Origin of the sequence: Methylobacterium sp. UNC378MF (genome assembly GCF_900103195.1) — a bacterium.
In the GTDB taxonomy this organism is placed as follows: domain Bacteria; phylum Pseudomonadota; class Alphaproteobacteria; order Rhizobiales; family Beijerinckiaceae; genus Methylobacterium.
On record NZ_FMWU01000013.1, the window covers coordinates 58,064 to 71,942 of the forward strand.

A 13,879-nucleotide genomic window follows, 5' to 3' on the forward strand; every position below is an offset into this window, starting at 1 on the left:
CCCCCGGGCGCCTCCGACCCTGTGGAGGCGCCGGGGGCGGGCTCGGACGCGCCGGCATCCCCATATATCCTGCACCCTGTATCCTGCGGCGGCCCCGGTGCGCCGAGGCCTGCCAAAGACGAGAAGAGCCGTGAAATTCCTCGACGAAGCCAAGGTCTATGTCCGCTCCGGTGACGGCGGCCCCGGCTGCGTCTCGTTCCGGCGGGAGAAGTTTATCGAGTTCGGCGGTCCGAACGGCGGAGACGGCGGCCGCGGCGGCGACGTCTGGGTGGAATGCGTCGAGGGGCTCAACACCCTGATCGACTACCGGTACCAGCAGCACTTCAAGGCACGGAAGGGCGAGCACGGCATGGGCTCGAACTGCCACGGCGCCAACGGTGCGGACACGGTCCTGAAGGTGCCGGCCGGCACGCAGATCTTCGCCGAGGACGGCGAGACCCTGCTCGCCGACCTGACCGAGGTCGGCCAGAGGATCAGGCTGGCCAAGGGCGGCAATGGCGGTTTCGGCAACGCCTACTTCACGACCTCCACGAATCGCGCTCCGAAACATGCCAATCCCGGCCAGGAAGGCCAGGAGATGTGGATCTGGCTGCGGCTCAAGCTGATCGCCGATGCCGGCCTCGTCGGGCTTCCGAATGCCGGCAAGTCGACGTTCCTCGCCAGCGTCACGGCCGCCAAGCCGAAGATCGCCGATTACCCGTTCACGACCCTGCATCCCGGCCTCGGCGTCGTGCGCTCCGATGGCCGCGAATTCGTGCTCGCCGACATCCCGGGCCTGATCGAGGGCGCGCACGAGGGCGTCGGCCTCGGCGACCGGTTCCTCGCTCACGTGGAGCGCTGCCGGGTGCTGCTGCACCTCGTCGACGGCACCAGCGAGCATGCCGGCAAGGCCTACAAGCTGGTGCGCGGCGAGATCGAAGCTTATGGCAACGGCCTCGCTGACAAGCCCGAGATCGTGGCGCTCTCCAAGGCCGACGCGCTCGATGCCGAAACCCTGAAGAGCCAGGTCGCCAAGCTGAAGCGCGCCGCCGGCCGCGCGCCCCTGGTCCTGTCCTCGGCGAGCCGAAAAGGCGTGCCCGAGGCCTTGCGGGCGCTCCAGACGGAGATCGATGCGAGCGCCGAGGCGGAACGGAAGCCGGAGGCCGCCTGGCAGCCGTAGCCGGCGGACCGGCTTCGAGGCGTGGCGGTGGAGACCGCCCGCTCTCACGTGTCGCTCGGCCCAGCCATCCCGAGCGTCGAGATCTGTGGCCGTCGATCCGGACGAGCGCGGCGACCCATGTCCTCGCGCGGCTGTTCAACGGGCCGGTCTTGGTTCAAACCCGCCCGGAACGCGCGTCCCCGCAAGAATCATGATCCCTGCCCTCGAAGAATTCCGCCGTGTGGTGATCAAGGTCGGCTCGGCCCTGCTGGTCGATCGCGCCGCCGGCCGCCTGCGCCATGCCTGGCTCGCGGCGCTGGCCGAGGACATCGCAGAGCTGCACGGCCGGGGAGTCGACGTGCTGGTGGTGTCCTCCGGCAGCATCGCCCTCGGACGGACCGTGCTCGGCCTGCCGCCGGGCCCGCTGCGACTGGAGGAGAGCCAGGGCGCGGCCTCGGTCGGACAGATCACCCTCGCGCGCCACTGGGCCGAGGCTTTGGGCCATCACGGCATCGTCGCGGGGCAGATCCTGGTGACTCCCCAGGATACTGAGGAGCGCCGCCGCTACCTCAACGCCCGCGCGACCGTGCTGAAGCTTCTGGAGATGCGCGCCGTCCCGGTCGTGAACGAGAACGACACGGTGGCGACCTCCGAGATCCGCTACGGCGACAACGACCGGCTCGCGGCCCGGGTCGCCACCATGATCGATGCCGACGTGCTGGTTCTGTTCTCGGATATCGACGGTCTCTACACCGCCCCGCCCAAGAGCGATCCGGCGGCGCGCCACCTCGCCATCGTCGATCGCATCACCCCGGAGATCGAGGCGATGGCCGGAGGACCGGCCTCGGAACTGTCGCGGGGCGGCATGCGCACCAAGGTCGAGGCCGCCAAGATCGCGGCCTCTGGCGGCACCCACTTGGTGATTGCCGATGGGCGCGGGAAGAACCCACTCAAGGCGGTCCGGGACGGCGCGCGCTGCACGTGGTTCCTCTCCGGTTCCACGCCCACGGCCGCCCGGAAAACCTGGATCGCCGGCTCCCTGGAGCCGCGCGGCACCCTCACGATCGATGCCGGAGCCGAGCAGGCCTTGCGCAGCGGCGCCAGCCTTCTGCCGGTGGGCGTTCGTGCGATCGAGGGCAGCTTCTCCCGCGGCGACGCCGTCATGATCCGCGATCCGGAGGGTCGGATCCTCGGCCGCGGCCTGGTGGCGTATGACAGCGCCGAGGCCGCCCTGATCATCGGTCATCCGAGCGCGCGCATTCCCGATCTGCTCAATTATCCCGGCCGCGCCTGGATGGTGCACCGCGATGACTTGGCATTGTTCTAGAGATCGTCGATCTAAGCTAATCTATTTACGAATTTTGGTCGCAATCATCGTCATCATTCCAGGCCGAGCACTCTTGTCGGAACAGCGCCCGATGTGCAAATACGGCGCTCATCCCCGTTCTGGCCGCCTGTTCGGCCGCCGACAACCGAGGACGCCAGCGTGCCCGTCCTGAACCTGAGATCGGACTTCGCCGAGGCCGATGCGCTGCCGGAGCAGATGGCCGCGATCGGCCGCCGCGCCCGTTCGGCGGCGCGGCGCATGGCGCTGGCCTCGGCGCGGACCAAGGACGTGGCGCTCAAGCTGATCGCGGAGCGGATCCGGGCGAGCCGGGACGAGATCCTGAGCGAGAACGCGCGGGACGTGGCCGCCGCCCGGAGCGCCGGCCAGAGCGCCGCGCTGATCGACCGCCTCACCCTCGACCCAGGGCGCCTTGCCGGGATCGCCGATGCCGTCGAGAAGGTGGGCTCGCTCGCCGATCCGGTCGGGCGGCAGCTGGCCGCCATCGAGCGGCCGAACGGCCTGCTCATCGAGCGCATCGCGGTGCCGCTCGGCGTCGTCGGGGTGATCTTCGAGGCGCGCCCGAACGTGACCGCGGATGCGGGCGCGCTCTGCCTCAAGGCCGGCAATGCCGCGATCCTCCGGGCCGGCTCGGACAGCCATCGCAGCGCCATGGCGATCGCGCGGGCCATGAGCCGCGGTCTCGCGGATGCGGGCCTGCCGGAGGACGCCATCCAGCTGGTGCCGACCCGCGACCGCGCCGCGGTCGGGCTGATGCTCGCCGGCCTCGACGGCTGCGTCGACGTGATCGTTCCCCGGGGCGGGCGCGGCCTCGTGGAGCGCGTCCAGGCCGAGGCGCGGGTACCGGTTTTCGCGCATCTCGACGGGATCAACCATGTCTACGTCGCCGCGGCGGCGGACCTCGACATGGCCCGCTCCGTGCTGCTCAACAGCAAGATGCGCCGAACCAGCGTCTGCGGCGCCGCCGAGACCCTGCTGGTCGATCGCGCCTGCGCGGCGACGCATCTCGCACCGCTCGTCCGCGCGCTGCTCGATGCCGGCTGTGCCGTCCGCGGCGATGCCGAGACCCGTGCGGTCGATCCGCGGGTGACGGCCGCCTCCGAGGAGGATTGGCACACCGAGTATCTCGATGCGATCATCGCGGTGCGCGTGGTCGACGGGATCGGGGCCGCCATCGAGCATATCGAGACGTATGGATCGCATCACACCGACGCGATCATCACCGAGGACAATGCCGAGGCCACCCGTTTCCTGGCCGAAGTCGATTCCGCCATCGTGACGCACAACGCCTCCACGCAATTCGCGGATGGCGGCGAGTTCGGGTTCGGGGCCGAGATCGGCATCGCCACGGGGCGGATGCATGCGCGCGGACCGGTGGGTGTCGAGCAGCTGACCACGTTCAAATATCGCGTTCACGGCAACGGCCAGACCCGTCCGTGACCCGAGTGGAAGGTCCGGCGTGCGGCTGATCCTGCCGCCGTGCGCCCCGGGCATGCGGATCGGCCTCTACGGCGGGTCCTTCAACCCCGCCCATCTGGGCCACCGGCACGTCACCCTCTCGGCGCTGCGTCGGCTCGGCCTCGACCGGGTCTGGTGGCTGGTCAGCCCCGGGAACCCGCTGAAGAACCGGAGCAGCCTCCCCTCCGTGGAAGAGCGGTGCGTGCAGGCGCGGCGCATCGCCCGGCATCCCCGAATCGCCGTCACGGGCTTCGAGGCGGCTCTGGGCGTCCGCTTCACAGTCCAGACCCTGCGCTTTCTCACGCGCCGGTATCCGGGCGTTCACTTCGTCTGGATCATGGGGGCCGATTCGCTCGCCACCTTCCACCGCTGGAAAGGCTTCGCCGAGATCGCAGAGCTGATGCCGATCGCCGTGATCGACCGCCCCGGCTTCACCATGACGCCACTCAGCGCGCGGGCGGCGCGGCGCCTGGCCGGCGCCCGGATTCCCGAGCGAGCGGTATCGACCCTCGCGCTGCGTCCGCCGCCGGCCTGGATATTCCTGCACGGGCCCCGCTCGCCCCTGTCATCCACGCAGATCCGCGCACGGATCGGGCCCGGGACACCGCAACTCCCGCCGGCGCGGTTGCAATCGACGCCCGATACCGCCAATTTCATAGAATCCCGCAACGCCCGATGGCGCGGTGCGGCAGAACGAGGAACCAGGACTCTGCCCGAGATCAGTCGCACGGAGATGATCCGTACCCCCGTCCAGGCCCCGGGCGAAGCCGGTCAGGCGCGCTCGGACGACCTGAAGGCCCTTGCGCTCGAATGTCTCGACGACATGAAGGCCGAGGAGACGATCGCGATCGATCTGGCCGGCAAGACCTCGCTCGCCGACACGATGATCATCGCATCGGGCCGCTCGCAACGGCATGTCGGCTCGATCGCCGACAAGATCATCCAGGAGATGAAGAATCGCGGCTTCGGCAATGCCCGGGTCGAAGGCATGCCGGCCTGCGACTGGGTGCTGATCGATGCCGGCGACGTGCTCGTGCACATCTTCCGTCCCGAGGTCCGAGGCTTCTACAATCTCGAGAAGATGTGGGGCGCCGACCGCCCGGTCGGGATCGCGGCCGGCTAGGACGGATCGCGCCCCGTGCGCTTGGTCCTGGCCGCGGTCGGACGGTTGAAGGCGGGACCGGAGCGTGAGCTCGCGTCACGATATCGCGACCGCGCCGCGCAACTCGGTCGCGGCCTCGGCTTCTCGACCTGCGACAGTGTCGAGATCCCGGAATCACGTGCCCGCCGCGCCCTCGACCGCTGCGCCGAGGAAGGCACGGCGCTCGGGGCCCTTCTGCCCCCCGGCGGTGTGCTGGTCGCCTATGACGAGCGCGGCCGGGCCGATCTCGGCAGCGACGCTTTGGCCGACCGTGTCGCTGCGTGGCGCGATGCGTCCCGCCCGGCTCTGGTCGTGGCGATCGGCGGGCCGGACGGTCTGGACGCCTCAATTCGGACGCGGGCGGAGTTGATCCTGTCCTTCGGGGCCGCAACCCTGCCCCACGGACTCGTGCGCGTGCTCGCCCTCGAACAGCTCTACCGCAGCCTCACCATCCTGGCCGGACACCCGTATCATCGCGGTGAGGCGGGCTGATCGGCCGTGGCGATTTCCGAGATTGGAGCCGAGCCGAGCCAGGCATCACGACGGGCGCTGCCGGTACTCGCCCTGATGGTCCTGGTCTCGTTCGCCGGGACGGCGCACGCGGAGGCCCCCAAGCCCACCGATCCCGAAGCTATTCAGCGCGCCAACGAGGAGCGCGAGCGCCGTGCGGAGAATCTGAAGCGCGTTCAGGACGCGCTCGCCGCCAGCGCCGGTCAGCGCGCCCAGTTCGAGACCGAGATTGCGGCGATCGGATCCGACCGGGCGAAGCTCGATGCCGCCCTCCTCGATGCGAACCGGCAGGCACAGGCGACCGAAGACCGCCTGAGCCGCCTGGAAGAGCGCCTGAAGGCGATGAGCGAGAGCGAGGCGGCGATCCGGCACTCGCTGCAGGGTCGACGCGGCGTCGTCGCCGAGATTCTGGCGGCGCTCCAGCGCATGGGTCGCCGGCCGCCGCCGGCCGTACTGGTGTCCCCCGAGGACGTGCTCGCCGCGATTCGGACCTCCATGCTGCTCGGTGCGGTGGTGCCGGAACTGCGCGGCGAGGTCGACACGCTGGCGGCCGATCTCGCGGAAATGATCAGGCTGCGCGGTTTGATCGCGCAGGACAAAGAGGGTCTGTCCAACGACCTCGCCGGCTGGGCGCGGGAGCAGCAGCGCCTGCAGGCGCTGGTCGCGGCCCGTCGCGCCCGTCAGGCCGAGGTCGAGAGCGGCCTCACGGCCGAGCGCCGGCGCGCCACCGAACTCGGCGCTCAAGCCAAGAGCCTGAAAGATCTGCTCGACCGCACGGAGGCGGAAGTTGCGGCAGCGAAGCGCTCCGCCGAAGAGGCCAAGGCCGCGGCCGAGCGGGAGGTGCGCGTCACGCAGGAGCGCTTCGCCGCGGCGGGTTTCCGCGATCCTGCCAGGCTGGCACCCAAAGTGCATTTCGCCGAGGCGCGGGGCGAAGTGCCGCGGCCGGTGAGTGGTCGCGTCGCGCGCGGCTTCAACCAGCCCGACGGCAATGGCGGAACGACGCGGGGGGTGTCGTTCACCACCCGTCCGAAGGCGTCAGTCTCTTCGCCGGCCGACGGCTGGGTGCAGTTCGCCGGCCCGTTTCGGTCCTATGGGCAACTCTTGATCATCAACGCGGGCGACGGCTACTATCTTCTGCTCGCGGGCATGGATCAGATCAGCGTCGAGGTCGGTCAATTCGTGCTCGCGGGTGAACCGGTCGGCAGCATGGGCGACAAGGGCGCGGGTCCCGGCGGATCCGAGGGTGATCCCACCCTGTACGTCGAGTTCAAGAAGGACGGCGGCTCCATCGATCCGGAGCCGTGGTGGGCGAAGAGCCCGAACAATACGGTACTTGGCGAGAAGGTTCGCGGCTGATGCGCAAGACTTCCCTGATCATGCTCGGCGCCTTCCTGGGTGCCGGCACCTCGATGGTGGCCACCCAGACCGACTTCCTGTCGGGTCCGCGGGCCGTCGCAGCGTCGGCCGAGACCTACCGTCAGCTGAGCCTGTTCGGCGATGTGTTCGAGAAGGTCCGCACCGACTACGTCGAGAAGCCCGACGAGTCGAAAATGATCGAGGCGGCCGTCAACGGCATGCTGACCTCCCTCGATCCGCATTCGAGCTACATGGACGCCAAGGCGTTCCGCGACATGCAGACCACCACCCGGGGCGAGTTTGGTGGTCTCGGCATCGAGGTCACCATGGAGGACGGCCTGATCAAGGTCGTCACGCCGATTGACGATACCCCGGCCGCAAAGGCCGGCCTCCTCGCCAACGACGTCATCACGCAGATCGACGACGATCAGGTCCAGGGCCTCACCCTGAACCAGGCGGTCGACAAGATGCGCGGCCCGGTGAACTCGAGCGTTAAGCTCAAGATCTCGCGCAAGGAGTCGAAGGACCCGATCGACGTCACGCTCACCCGCGACGTGATCAAGATCAAGCCGGTGCGCTCCAAGGTCGAGGGCGGCGACGTCGCCTATATCCGCCTGACCCAGTTCAACGAGCAGACCTTCGACGGGATGCGGGCGGCGATCGACAAGCTGACGGGCGAGATCGGGGCCGACAAGATCAAGGGCTACATCGTCGACCTGCGCAACAACCCAGGCGGCCTGCTCGATCAGGCGGTGATGGTGTCGGACGCCTTCCTGGATCGCGGCGAGATCGTCTCGACCCGCGGCCGCAACCCGGACGAGACCCAGCGGTTTTCCGCCAAGGCCGGCGACCTGACCAAGGGCAAGCCCATCGTCGTGCTGGTCAATGGCGGCTCCGCCTCGGCGTCCGAGATCGTGGCCGGCGCCCTTCAGGATCACAAGCGCGCGACCATCATGGGCACGCGCTCCTTCGGCAAGGGCTCGGTGCAGTCGATCATCCCGCTCGGCGGCTCCGGTGCCCTGCGCCTGACAACGGCGCGCTACTACACGCCGTCGGGCCGCTCGATCCAGGCCAAGGGAATCGAGCCGGACGTCGAGGTCACGCAGGATGTTCCGGACGAACTGAAGGGCAAGGACGAGACCAAGGGCGAGGCGGGCCTGAAGGGCCACCTGAAGCAGAAGGATACCGACGAGCGCGGCGGCTCCTCCGCCTATGTTCCGCCGGATCCCGCCAAGGACAAGCAGCTGATCTCGGCCGTGGACTTCCTGCACGGCATCCAGAAGGGCGCGGCCAATGGCACGCCGGCGGCGCAGCAGAAGCCCAGCCTGCCGAACTGACCCCACCCACGATGGATCGAGAATAACCAGATCCCGCCCGGCTCACCGCCGGGCGGGATTTCCCGTTCCGGAATCAGGCATTAGCGGAACGTTAACCATACTCGACGGCAATGGAAGGAAGGATTGGCGCGCGCCGACCGGCGCTGCAAGTGTGATCCCGCATCGAGAGCCGCTTGACCGAGTCCACCGACGATATCCTCACGCGCCCCCTCGGGGTGCCCGAGGCGGCGCCGGCGCAGCCCGCAAGCCGGTTCGGGCGGCTGATCGCGGCTGCCCGCCGGCCCCGGATCGCCGCCGCCGCGATCGCGGGCGGCTTCGTCGTGTCGGCCGGCCTGATCGTGGCGCTCGGCGATCCGCTGGGCGGTGAGCCCCGGGTACAGGTCGCGATCACGATGCGCGAGCCTGCGGTCCGCCCGACCGCACAGGCTCCCGTCCCAGCACAGCCGGACGCGATCACCACGGCTCCGGGAACGGCGCCGCTTCAGCGCAGCGCCGAGGAGATCGAGACCGCATCCGGCGTGACGGTGGTGCGCCCGCCTGGCAGCGCACCGAGCGAGGCCGTGGTGATCCGCGTGCCGCCGCCGAACGCCCCGAGACTCGCCCCGGCCCCGGATCCGCGGATCAGCGAATCCGGTCGCCACGGCATCATGCCGAAGCTCGGCGAGAGTCGCGTCCGCGCCCTTGACGTCTACGCCCGCCCCGAGGAACCCGGCACCGGGCCGCGCATCGCGATCGTGGTGACGGGGCTCGGCGTCGGCCAAGCCGCCACCGCCGGCGCCATCGCGCGCCTGCCCGCGGCCGTCAGTCTCGCCTTTCTGCCCTATGGCGGCGAGGCCGAGCGCTCTGCTGCGCGCGCGCGGGATGCCGGCCACGAAATCTTCCTCCAGCTGCCCATGGAACCGTTCGATTACCCCGACAGCGACCCGGGGCCGCAGACCCTGTTGACCGCTCTGAAGGGACCGGAGAATGCCGACCGCCTCGCCTGGGCGATGGCCCGCTTTCCCGGTTATGTCGGCGTGGCGAACTTCATGGGATCCAAGCTGATGGTCGATGCGGCCTTCGAGCCGATCCTGCGCGAAATCGGCGCGCGCGGCCTCGGGTTCCTCGACGATGGCACGACCCCGAGGGCTGCGGCCCCGCCCGGCAACAAGGGCAAGACCCCGATCGTCCGCGCCGAGCTCGTCCTCGACGCGACGCCGCGCGCCGATGCCATCGACGCTGCCCTCGCCCAGGCGGAGGCTCGGGCCCGCGCCAACGGCTTCGTCCTCGTCTCCGCGAGCGGAGCGGCGCTCAGTGTCGACCGAATCGCGCGCTGGGCGAGGGAGATCGATGCCCGTGGCCTGCGCCTGGTCCCGGCAAGCGTTGCGCTTCGCGGCGGTCGCGACAAGCGGGTCTCGACGGCTGATTGAGAGCGCGCGGATCCAAAGTCAGCGCAAGTAGATCCCGATCCTCCGGGGCCGGTGAAGACTGGGGCGACGTTGCCGCCTCCCCCACCCCTGACCTATGGTTTCCGCGATGGTGAAGGATTCGGACCCGGGCACTGCCCTGCCCTACCGCCCCTGCGTGGGCATCGCCCTGATCGCGCCCTCGGGCGGGGTCTTCGTCGGGCGGCGCACGAAGGATGCCGGCCCCGAACACGTCGCCGGTCCGCATATGTGGCAGATGCCGCAGGGCGGCATCGATCCCGGCGAGGATGCCGAGGCCGCCGCGCGCCGCGAGCTCTACGAGGAAACCAATGTTCCGCCGGATGCCGTGAGACTCCTCGCAGAGATCCCGGACTGGCTCGCCTACGATCTGCCGCCCGCCGTGATGAAGCAGGCCTGGAAGGGTCGCTACCGCGGCCAGACGCAGAAATGGTTCGCCTACGGCTTCGTCGGCAGCGAGGAACAGATCGACGTGCTCAACCCCGGCGGCGGCGGCCACAAGGCGGAGTTCGACGCGTGGCGCTGGGCGCATTTCTCCGAGCTTCCGGATCTGATCGTTCCCTTCAAGCGACCGGTCTACGAGCGCGTCGTCGCGGCCTTTGCCGGCCTCGATCAGTGGACGGTGCGGACATGATCGCGCGGACGGGACACTGAGGCCGTGCGCTGGCTCGCGGTCCCGCTCGCCCTGGCCCTCGCGTGGCTCGCCTTCACGATGAGTCCGCTCTGGTCGCTCTACGACCTCGCGCAGGCGGTCCGTCGGCACGATGCGGCCTATGTTGAGAGCCACGTGAACTTCCGGACGCTGCGCCTGTCGCTGGTCCGGCAGATCACCGCGGCGATGCGCATGGCGTCCGAGAGCGACCCGGATCTGGAACCCCGCGACCGCCAGCGCCTCAACGACGCCGCCTACGGCCTTGCCTTGGCGCTCGCGGAAACGATGGTCACGCCGGAGACGGTGATCGATCTCCTGGCCAATGGCTGGCCCGACAAGCTCGACGTGGAACGGCCGGCCGGCGCCCGCCCCGAAGGTCTGGCGATCCGCAGCCTCGGGCGGCTGATGCCGTATTACGCGGCGCTGGAGATGCGGGGGTTCCGCGCGGTGGTGATCCCGATCCCGCCCGAGGCCTCCCGCGCCGAGCGCACGCGAATCCGGCTGCGGCTGCGCGGACTGAGCTGGCGCCTCGTCGATATCGAGATGGCCGACGTGCTGCGCGAGCAGATCGCCGCCAAGCTCAGCCGGGCCTTGGCGCGCGCCAAGATCGGGGCCAGCGCCGGCGAGGAGCGCTGACGGCCCCGGGGCGCCCTTCCACGGGCGACACGGCAGCTTGTCGGAGCCCGATCCCGGCCGGAAGAACCGATCAGCCCGGCCCGATCCCTGCGCGCTTGAATCGCGCCGCTACTTCGCCTTCGGCGCGCCGGCCGCGTCCTTGGGCTCGCGCGCCTCGATCAGGTCCTCGGCCTTCTCCTCGTCGGTGTCGCCACTCTGTTCGATGGTCTTGCTCGGATTGGCGAGCAACGACCGCACGATCCCGAGCAGAACCTCGCACTCGCCGGGGAACTTGTAGCTCTCGAGGACGATCGCGGCATCGCGCAGGGTCCGCAGGTCGCGCACCAGCTGGGCGTTGGCATCCGCGCGCAATTCGCTCTTCTTGGCGATCGCCTCCTCGATCTGCGCGCCCTTCACGTCGCAGGCGGCCCGGGCCGGCGGTGCAGCGACCAGAACGGCGATCGCGAGGCCGAGTGCGGGAAGGGTGCGCCCCATGGCGGGTATCCTCGGAGGTCCGGTTCAGACGGCGTGAAGGAGCGTGGCGCGCAGAACATCCTGCGTCAGCGCCACGAGTTGGCTCGGACGGTAGGGTTTCGGCACGAAGACCGAGCCCGGAACCGCCTCGCAGGGCGGGAGCGAGGCCCGCCCCCCGGAGGTGTAGACGACCGGGAGGCCGGGCGAGAGCCTGCGGGCGCAGCGGGCCAGCGACAGGCCATCCGTGTTGCGGGCCAGGTCGATATCGGTGAAGAGCAGATCGACGCTCTCCCGAGCGAGGATCGCCTCGGCCTCCCAAGCGTCCGCGGCCGTGAGCACCCGATACCCTTCATCGAGGAGCGCTTCGGCGGCCAGCTCGCATACGGTCGGCTCGTCCTCGACCACCAGGATCGTGGCGACGGCCCGGTCCGGGGCGGGCGGGGACGGGCAGACGAAAGCGGCGAACGGAACCATGACGCAACTCCCACTCACCCGGCGGGGGCACGATGTCCCCGAGCCGGATCGTTGGGGCAACGGCCCCTTCCGACGCGGCGTTCACCGTGATTGCATCGAATTGCTCGGGTTCGGTGAGCGGCGCGTTAACCGCCGTCCGGCATCCGTCAACGAAGTCTCCGGAATGGTTAACGAAGCCTTACCGGGCTGCCTCGCGAGGGTCGGACAGTGAAGCGCCCGTGGCAGCTCGGGACCGGCCTGCTCCTCACCGGGCTGGCCGGATACGTCGACGCCCTGGGCTTCGTGCGGCTCGGCGGGCTCTACACGTCCTTCATGAGCGGCAACACCACACAGCTCGCCGTTCTCGGGGCGCAGGTCGAGCTGCACCGCATGGTCCTGCCCGCGATCCTGATCTTCGCCTTCCTCACGGGCTCGGTCCTCGGGAGTGGACTGGCGATCCTGGTTCCCGCCCGCTGGGCGACGCCCACGGTGCTCGCCTACGAAGCGCTGCTGATCCTCGCCGGCCTCGGGCTCGGCCTCGCATCGCCGGAACTCGGCCTCGCGGCCTTCTTCATCGCGGTGGCGATGGGGTCGCAGAACGCGGTCCTGACGCAGGTCACAGGGTTCCGGGCCGGGACGACCTTCGTCACCGGCGCGCTGTTCAGCCTGGGTCAGAAGATCGCCCAGGCGCTCACCCGTACCGGTAATCCTTTGGGCTGGATCGGCGACGCTCTGGTCTGGGTGTCGCTGCTGGTCGGCGCCCTGATGGGCGCCCACGCCTATCAGCAATTCGGCCTGTACGCGCTGATCACCCCGGCGGCGATCACGGGCGGCCTGGCGTTGATTACCGCTCTCCTGGTCTTGCGCACCGCGCCGCCGGCCGCAAATGTCCCCCCAACATGAGCAGCCCTGTCAGCAATCCCTCCCTCACCAGTCACGTCGCCGCGCTGGAGCCCGGCGAGCACGTGCTCGCGGCGCATTTCCTGAAGGATGTGCCTGCCCTGGCGTTGAGCGACGGCACCGTCGCCCTGGCGCGGGAAGACGGTTTGTCCCGGGTCACGACCCATCCTGACAGCGGAATCCTCGTCGCAACCGGGTGTGGCGACCGGCTGGTCACCGGCGGCGACGACGGCCGCGTGGTGGCGATCCGCAAAGACGGAACGCTGGAGCAGATCGCCATAGCCAAGGGCGGCGCCTGGATCGACGCGCTGGCCGTCCATCCCGACGGCGCCGTCGCCTGGTCGGCCGGCCGCATTGTCGTGGCCCGCGACCCGAAGGGCCGTGAGAAGACCTTCGAGGCCCCCTCCTCCGCACGTGGCCTCGTTTTCGCGCCCAAAGGGTATCGGCTCGGTATCGCCCATTACAATGGGGTCAGCCTCTGGTACCCGAACCTGGAGACGCCTGCCGAGGTGATCGGCTGGAAGGGTTCGCATATCGACGTGACATGGTCGCCCGACGGCCGCTTCGTGGTGTCCACCATGCAGGAGAACAGCCTGCATGGCTGGCGCCTGCAGCCGGACCGCGGCCACATGAGGATGTCGGGCTATCCCGGCAAGGTCCGTTCGATCTCCTGGTCGTCGGACGGGCACTGGCTCGCGACCAGCGGCGCGGAAGCGGCAATCGTGTGGCCCTTCGACTCCAAGGAGGGCCCGACCGGCAAGGCGCCGCGGGAATGCGGTGTCCGTCCCGCCCGGGTCTCGCGGGTCGCGTTCCACCCGAAGGCACCGGTGCTGGCCATGGGCTACGAGGACGGCTGCATTCTGCTCGTCCGCTTCAACGATGCGGCCGAGCTTCTGGTGCGGCCAGCCATTCCGGGGAGCGGCGTGACGGCGCTGGCCTGGGACGGGCGCGGCGGCCGGCTGCTGTTCGGATGCGCCGACGGCAAGGCGGGCCTGCTGACGCTTCCGGGCTGAGACCTGTCGCGGTCCCGGCTGGAACCGTGGCCGCGCGCATGCTCTTTGTCGGAGGTCGATTCC

14 protein-coding genes and 1 pseudogene are annotated in these 13,879 nt (G+C 69.6%); 13 read left to right on the forward strand and 2 right to left on the reverse strand.

Features of this window, described 5'->3' with window-relative positions:
* Positions 1–130: 130 nt before the first annotated feature.
* From obgE to BLT59_RS15100, 11 genes and pseudogenes are all read left to right on the forward strand, one after another.
* Entirely contained in the window at positions 131–1,159 is a 1,029-nt protein-coding gene (gene obgE, locus BLT59_RS15050) for a GTPase ObgE (RefSeq protein WP_091781543.1), read from the forward strand.
* A 190-nt stretch (positions 1,160–1,349) separates the two neighbouring features.
* Complete coding sequence (gene proB, locus BLT59_RS15055; RefSeq protein ID WP_091781546.1) at positions 1,350–2,465, forward strand: glutamate 5-kinase; 1,116 nt, start codon at positions 1,350–1,352, stop codon at positions 2,463–2,465.
* Positions 2,466–2,624: 159 nt separating this feature from the next.
* Complete coding sequence (locus BLT59_RS15060; protein ID WP_091781548.1) at positions 2,625–3,923, forward strand: glutamate-5-semialdehyde dehydrogenase; 1,299 nt, start codon at positions 2,625–2,627, stop codon at positions 3,921–3,923.
* Between the two features lie 19 nt (positions 3,924–3,942).
* Positions 3,943–4,530, forward strand: a pseudogene (locus tag BLT59_RS15065) (nicotinate-nucleotide adenylyltransferase); the annotation flags it as partial.
* A gap of 144 nt (positions 4,531–4,674) precedes the next feature.
* Positions 4,675–5,064, forward strand: coding sequence for a ribosome silencing factor (gene rsfS, locus BLT59_RS15070; protein WP_091781838.1), 390 nt, complete (start codon positions 4,675–4,677; stop codon positions 5,062–5,064).
* A 15-nt stretch (positions 5,065–5,079) separates the two neighbouring features.
* Positions 5,080–5,574: a 23S rRNA (pseudouridine(1915)-N(3))-methyltransferase RlmH gene (gene rlmH, locus BLT59_RS15075; protein WP_091781551.1), complete on the forward strand. Its 495-nt coding sequence runs from the start codon at positions 5,080–5,082 to the stop codon at positions 5,572–5,574.
* 75 nt (positions 5,575–5,649) lie between these two features.
* A complete protein-coding gene (locus BLT59_RS15080) occupies positions 5,650–6,948 on the forward strand; it encodes a murein hydrolase activator EnvC family protein (RefSeq protein WP_244513999.1) in 1,299 nt (432 codons plus the stop codon).
* On the forward strand, positions 6,948–8,285 hold the full coding sequence (locus BLT59_RS15085) for a S41 family peptidase (RefSeq protein WP_091781554.1): 1,338 nt from the start codon (positions 6,948–6,950) through the stop codon (positions 8,283–8,285). Before BLT59_RS15080 ends, BLT59_RS15085 begins: the two co-directional genes overlap by 1 nt.
* A 173-nt stretch (positions 8,286–8,458) precedes the next feature.
* Complete coding sequence (locus BLT59_RS15090) at positions 8,459–9,694, forward strand: divergent polysaccharide deacetylase family protein (RefSeq protein WP_091781557.1); 1,236 nt, start codon at positions 8,459–8,461, stop codon at positions 9,692–9,694.
* 94 nt (positions 9,695–9,788) lie between these two features.
* A complete protein-coding gene (locus BLT59_RS15095; RefSeq protein ID WP_091781560.1) occupies positions 9,789–10,343 on the forward strand; it encodes an RNA pyrophosphohydrolase in 555 nt (184 codons plus the stop codon).
* Positions 10,344–10,367: 24 nt separating this feature from the next.
* On the forward strand, positions 10,368–10,997 hold the full coding sequence (locus tag BLT59_RS15100) for a DUF2939 domain-containing protein (RefSeq protein ID WP_091781563.1): 630 nt from the start codon (positions 10,368–10,370) through the stop codon (positions 10,995–10,997).
* A gap of 108 nt (positions 10,998–11,105) precedes the next feature.
* Here BLT59_RS15100 and BLT59_RS15105 read toward each other — a convergent pair whose 3' ends face one another.
* Positions 11,106–11,471: a photosystem reaction center subunit H gene (locus tag BLT59_RS15105; RefSeq protein ID WP_091781566.1), complete on the reverse strand. Its 366-nt coding sequence runs from the start codon at positions 11,469–11,471 to the stop codon at positions 11,106–11,108.
* Between the two features lie 24 nt (positions 11,472–11,495).
* On the reverse strand, positions 11,496–11,924 hold the full coding sequence (locus BLT59_RS15110) for a response regulator (protein WP_091781569.1): 429 nt from the start codon (positions 11,922–11,924) through the stop codon (positions 11,496–11,498).
* A gap of 207 nt (positions 11,925–12,131) precedes the next feature.
* Between BLT59_RS15110 and BLT59_RS15115 the strand changes: the two genes are divergently transcribed.
* Positions 12,132–12,806: a YoaK family protein gene (locus BLT59_RS15115; protein ID WP_091781572.1), complete on the forward strand. Its 675-nt coding sequence runs from the start codon at positions 12,132–12,134 to the stop codon at positions 12,804–12,806.
* Complete coding sequence (locus BLT59_RS15120; protein ID WP_091781575.1) at positions 12,803–13,816, forward strand: WD40 repeat domain-containing protein; 1,014 nt, start codon at positions 12,803–12,805, stop codon at positions 13,814–13,816. Before BLT59_RS15115 ends, BLT59_RS15120 begins: the two co-directional genes overlap by 4 nt.
* Positions 13,817–13,879 lie beyond the last annotated feature (63 nt).

What these genes read in the sequence shown, in the direction of transcription:
- proB (WP_091781546.1), top strand. Translation starts at nt 1,350, where the DNA reads ATGATCCCTGCCCTCGAAGAATTCCGCCGTGTGGTGATCAAGGTCGGC.
- rsfS (WP_091781838.1), top strand. Translation starts at nt 4,675, where the DNA reads ATGATCCGTACCCCCGTCCAGGCCCCGGGCGAAGCCGGTCAGGCGCGC.
- BLT59_RS15080 (WP_244513999.1), top strand. Translation starts at nt 5,650, where the DNA reads ATGGTCCTGGTCTCGTTCGCCGGGACGGCGCACGCGGAGGCCCCCAAG.
- BLT59_RS15085 (WP_091781554.1), top strand. Translation starts at nt 6,948, where the DNA reads ATGCGCAAGACTTCCCTGATCATGCTCGGCGCCTTCCTGGGTGCCGGC.
- BLT59_RS15095 (WP_091781560.1), top strand. Translation starts at nt 9,789, where the DNA reads ATGGTTTCCGCGATGGTGAAGGATTCGGACCCGGGCACTGCCCTGCCC.
- BLT59_RS15105 (WP_091781566.1), bottom strand. Translation starts at nt 11,471, where the DNA reads ATGGGGCGCACCCTTCCCGCACTCGGCCTCGCGATCGCCGTTCTGGTC.
- BLT59_RS15110 (WP_091781569.1), bottom strand. Translation starts at nt 11,924, where the DNA reads ATGGTTCCGTTCGCCGCTTTCGTCTGCCCGTCCCCGCCCGCCCCGGAC.
- BLT59_RS15120 (WP_091781575.1), top strand. Translation starts at nt 12,803, where the DNA reads ATGAGCAGCCCTGTCAGCAATCCCTCCCTCACCAGTCACGTCGCCGCG.